This window comes from Stutzerimonas marianensis (genome assembly GCF_022810315.1).
GTDB classification, from domain to species: Bacteria; Pseudomonadota; Gammaproteobacteria; order Pseudomonadales; family Pseudomonadaceae; genus Stutzerimonas; species Stutzerimonas marianensis.
Genome location: NZ_JALGRD010000023.1, coordinates 1 through 5,170, shown reverse-complemented (window position 1 = coordinate 5,170; position 5,170 = coordinate 1). Strand labels below are relative to the sequence as shown.

Below are 5,170 nucleotides of genomic sequence, written 5' to 3'. Positions count from 1 at the left end.
GGTGGTTGACAGCGGTTTTGGACGCTGTATGATTCGCCTCCCGCTGATGAGAGGCCTCGTGCTGATCGGAAGCGCAAGCGGTTGAGAGGAAAGAAAAATTCTTCAAAAACGGCTTGACGAGAAACAAGGCTGCTGTAGAATGCGCGGCCTCGGTTGAGACGAAAGGCTTGATCGAAACGCTCTTTAACAACTGAATCAAGCAATTCGTGTGGGTGCTTGTGGAGTCAGACTGGTGATCAGCAAGATTATCAGCATCACAAACGCTCAACGAGAAATCATTGAGTGCTCTTCTTTTAGGGAAGAGATTTGCGATTGCTGAGCCAAGTTTAGGGTTTTCTCAAAACCCAAGCAGTATTGAACTGAAGAGTTTGATCATGGCTCAGATTGAACGCTGGCGGCAGGCCTAACACATGCAAGTCGAGCGGATGAGTGGAGCTTGCTCCACGATTCAGCGGCGGACGGGTGAGTAATGCCTAGGAATCTGCCTGGTAGTGGGGGACAACGTTTCGAAAGGAACGCTAATACCGCATACGTCCTACGGGAGAAAGCAGGGGACCTTCGGGCCTTGCGCTATCAGATGAGCCTAGGTCGGATTAGCTAGTTGGTGAGGTAATGGCTCACCAAGGCGACGATCCGTAACTGGTCTGAGAGGATGATCAGTCACACTGGAACTGAGACACGGTCCAGACTCCTACGGGAGGCAGCAGTGGGGAATATTGGACAATGGGCGAAAGCCTGATCCAGCCATGCCGCGTGTGTGAAGAAGGTCTTCGGATTGTAAAGCACTTTAAGTTGGGAGGAAGGGTTGTAGGTTAATACCCTGCAATTTTGACGTTACCGACAGAATAAGCACCGGCTAACTTCGTGCCAGCAGCCGCGGTAATACGAAGGGTGCAAGCGTTAATCGGAATTACTGGGCGTAAAGCGCGCGTAGGTGGTTTGTTAAGTTGGATGTGAAAGCCCCGGGCTCAACCTGGGAACTGCATCCAAAACTGGCAAGCTAGAGTATGGCAGAGGGTGGTGGAATTTCCTGTGTAGCGGTGAAATGCGTAGATATAGGAAGGAACACCAGTGGCGAAGGCGACCACCTGGGCTAATACTGACACTGAGGTGCGAAAGCGTGGGGAGCAAACAGGATTAGATACCCTGGTAGTCCACGCCGTAAACGATGTCGACTAGCCGTTGGGATCCTTGAGATCTTAGTGGCGCAGCTAACGCATTAAGTCGACCGCCTGGGGAGTACGGCCGCAAGGTTAAAACTCAAATGAATTGACGGGGGCCCGCACAAGCGGTGGAGCATGTGGTTTAATTCGAAGCAACGCGAAGAACCTTACCAGGCCTTGACATGCAGAGAACTTTCCAGAGATGGATAGGTGCCTTCGGGAACTCTGACACAGGTGCTGCATGGCTGTCGTCAGCTCGTGTCGTGAGATGTTGGGTTAAGTCCCGTAACGAGCGCAACCCTTGTCCTTAGTTACCAGCACGTTAAGGTGGGCACTCTAAGGAGACTGCCGGTGACAAACCGGAGGAAGGTGGGGATGACGTCAAGTCATCATGGCCCTTACGGCCTGGGCTACACACGTGCTACAATGGTCGGTACAAAGGGTTGCCAAGCCGCGAGGTGGAGCTAATCCCATAAAACCGATCGTAGTCCGGATCGCAGTCTGCAACTCGACTGCGTGAAGTCGGAATCGCTAGTAATCGTGAATCAGAATGTCACGGTGAATACGTTCCCGGGCCTTGTACACACCGCCCGTCACACCATGGGAGTGGGTTGCTCCAGAAGTAGCTAGTCTAACCTTCGGGGGGACGGTTACCACGGAGTGATTCATGACTGGGGTGAAGTCGTAACAAGGTAGCCGTAGGGGAACCTGCGGCTGGATCACCTCCTTAATCGACGATCACAGCGGCCTCATGAGTACCCACACGAATTGCTTGATTCACTAGCGAAAAGCGATTGGGTTTCGACCCGAGAGAGACGATTGGGTCTGTAGCTCAGTTGGTTAGAGCGCACCCCTGATAAGGGTGAGGTCGGCAGTTCGAATCTGCCCAGACCCACCAATTGTCATGGGATGTGGCCGATCTGTAGATGGGGCCATAGCTCAGCTGGGAGAGCGCCTGCTTTGCACGCAGGAGGTCAGCGGTTCGATCCCGCTTGGCTCCACCATTCCTCGACAATCGCTGAAAGCACAGAAATGAATACGTTCCGGTGGAGTGTATTGATTTCTGGTCTTTGCGCCGGAACCGTTCTTTAAAAATTTGGGCATGTGATAGAAGTAGATTTGAGCGATCATTTTCACTGGTGATTGTTCAAGTCAAGGCAAAATTTGCGAGTTGCTCGAAAGAGCGAATGCGGATTTTCGGCGAATGTCGTCTTCACGTTAGAGACAGTAACCAGATTGCTTGGGGTTATATGGTCAAGTGAAGAAGCGCATACGGTGGATGCCTTGGCAGTCAGAGGCGATGAAAGACGTGGTAGCCTGCGAAAAGCTTCGGGGAGTCGGCAAACAGACTGTGATCCGGAGATGTCTGAATGGGGGAACCCAGCCATCATAAGATGGTTATCACACACTGAATACATAGGTGTGTGAGGCGAACCAGGGGAACTGAAACATCTAAGTACCCTGAGGAAAAGAAATCAACCGAGATTCCCTTAGTAGTGGCGAGCGAACGGGGACTAGCCCTTAAGTTGATTTGAGATTAGCGGAACGCTCTGGAAAGGGCGGCCATAGTGGGTGATAGCCCCGTACGCGAAAGTCTCTTGTCAATGAAATCGAGTAGGACGGAGCACGAGAAACTTTGTCTGAATATGGGGGGACCATCCTCCAAGGCTAAATACTACTGACTGACCGATAGTGAACCAGTACCGTGAGGGAAAGGCGAAAAGAACCCCGGAGAGGGGAGTGAAATAGAACCTGAAACCGTATGCGTACAAGCAGTGGGAGCCCACTTTGTTGGGTGACTGCGTACCTTTTGTATAATGGGTCAGCGACTTATTTTCAGTGGCGAGCTTAACCGAATAGGGGAGGCGTAGCGAAAGCGAGTCTTAATAGGGCGTCTAGTCGCTGGGAATAGACCCGAAACCGGGCGATCTATCCATGGGCAGGTTGAAGGTTAGGTAACACTGACTGGAGGACCGAACCGACTACCGTTGAAAAGTTAGCGGATGACCTGTGGATCGGAGTGAAAGGCTAATCAAGCTCGGAGATAGCTGGTTCTCCTCGAAAGCTATTTAGGTAGCGCCTCGTGTATCACTGCTGGGGGTAGAGCACTGTTTCGGCTAGGGGGTCATCCCGACTTACCAAACCGATGCAAACTCCGAATACCAGCAAGTGTCAGCACGGGAGACACACGGCGGGTGCTAACGTCCGTCGTGAAAAGGGAAACAACCCAGACCGTCAGCTAAGGTCCCAAAATCCTGGTTAAGTGGGAAACGATGTGGGAAGGCTTAGACAGCTAGGAGGTTGGCTTAGAAGCAGCCATCCTTTAAAGAAAGCGTAATAGCTCACTAGTCGAGTCGGCCTGCGCGGAAGATGTAACGGGGCTCAAACCAGGTACCGAAGCTACGGGTTCATCGCAAGATGAGCGGTAGAGGAGCGTTCTGTAAGCCTGTGAAGGTGAGTTGAGAAGCTTGCTGGAGGTATCAGAAGTGCGAATGCTGACATGAGTAACGACAATGCGAGTGAAAAACTCGCACGCCGAAAGACCAAGGGTTCCTGCGCAACGTTAATCGACGCAGGGTGAGTCGGTCCCTAAGGCGAGGCTGAAGAGCGTAGTCGATGGGAAACGGGTTAATATTCCCGTACTTCTAGTTACTGCGATGGGGGGACGGAGAAGGCTAGGCCAGCTTGGCGTTGGTTGTCCAAGTTTAAGGTGGTAGGCAGAGGTCTTAGGTAAATCCGGGATCTTAATGCCGAGAACTGATGACGATCCTTCTTTTAGAAGGAGAAGTGGTTGATGCCATGCTTCCAGGAAAAGCCTCTAAGCTTCAGGTAACTAGGAACCGTACCCCAAACCGACACAGGTGGTTGGGTAGAGAATACCAAGGCGCTTGAGAGAACTCGGGTGAAGGAACTAGGCAAAATGGCACCGTAACTTCGGGAGAAGGTGCGCCGGTGAGGGTGAAGGACTTGCTCCGTAAGCCCATGCCGGTCGAAGATACCAGGCCGCTGCGACTGTTTATTAAAAACACAGCACTCTGCAAACACGAAAGTGGACGTATAGGGTGTGACGCCTGCCCGGTGCCGGAAGGTTAATTGATGGGGTTAGCGCAAGCGAAGCTCTTGATCGAAGCCCCGGTAAACGGCGGCCGTAACTATAACGGTCCTAAGGTAGCGAAATTCCTTGTCGGGTAAGTTCCGACCTGCACGAATGGCGTAACGATGGCGGCGCTGTCTCCACCCGAGACTCAGTGAAATTGAAATCGCTGTGAAGATGCAGTGTATCCGCGGCTAGACGGAAAGACCCCGTGAACCTTTACTATAGCTTTGCACTGGACTTTGAATTTGCTTGTGTAGGATAGGTGGGAGGCTTTGAAGCGTGGACGCCAGTTCGCGTGGAGCCATCCTTGAAATACCACCCTGGCAACTTTGAGGTTCTAACTCTGGTCCGTTATCCGGATCGAGGACAGTGTATGGTGGGTAGTTTGACTGGGGCGGTCTCCTCCTAAAGAGTAACGGAGGAGTACGAAGGTGCGCTCAGACCGGTCGGAAATCGGTCGCAGAGTATAAAGGCAAAAGCGCGCTTGACTGCGAGACAGACACGTCGAGCAGGTACGAAAGTAGGTCTTAGTGATCCGGTGGTTCTGTATGGAAGGGCCATCGCTCAACGGATAAAAGGTACTCCGGGGATAACAGGCTGATACCGCCCAAGAGTTCATATCGACGGCGGTGTTTGGCACCTCGATGTCGGCTCATCACATCCTGGGGCTGAAGCCGGTCCCAAGGGTATGGCTGTTCGCCATTTAAAGTGGTACGCGAGCTGGGTTTAGAACGTCGTGAGACAGTTCGGTCCCTATCTGCCGTGGACGTTTGAGATTTGAGAGGGGCTGCTCCTAGTACGAGAGGACCGGAGTGGACGAACCTCTGGTGTTCCGGTTGTCACGCCAGTGGCATTGCCGGGTAGCTATGTTCGGAAGAGATAACCGCTGAAAGCATCTAAGCGGGAAACT

General features: G+C 52.5%; 2 tRNA genes, 2 rRNA genes and 1 pseudogene. 4 read left to right on the top strand and 1 reads right to left on the bottom strand.

Annotated elements, in window-relative coordinates:
- Positions 1 to 199 (bottom strand): annotated as a pseudogene (locus MST27_RS21995) (hypothetical protein); the annotation flags it as partial.
- Between the two features lie 157 nt (positions 200 to 356).
- Between MST27_RS21995 and MST27_RS21990 the strand changes: the two are divergent.
- From MST27_RS21990 to MST27_RS21975, 4 genes are all read left to right on the top strand, one after another.
- Positions 357 to 1,893 (top strand): 16S ribosomal RNA (locus MST27_RS21990).
- Between the two features lie 91 nt (positions 1,894 to 1,984).
- A tRNA-Ile gene (locus MST27_RS21985) sits at positions 1,985 to 2,061 on the top strand.
- A 30-nt stretch (positions 2,062 to 2,091) separates the two neighbouring features.
- Positions 2,092 to 2,167, top strand: a tRNA-Ala gene (locus MST27_RS21980).
- 248 nt (positions 2,168 to 2,415) lie between these two features.
- Positions 2,416 to 5,170, top strand: a 23S ribosomal RNA gene (locus tag MST27_RS21975); the annotation flags it as partial.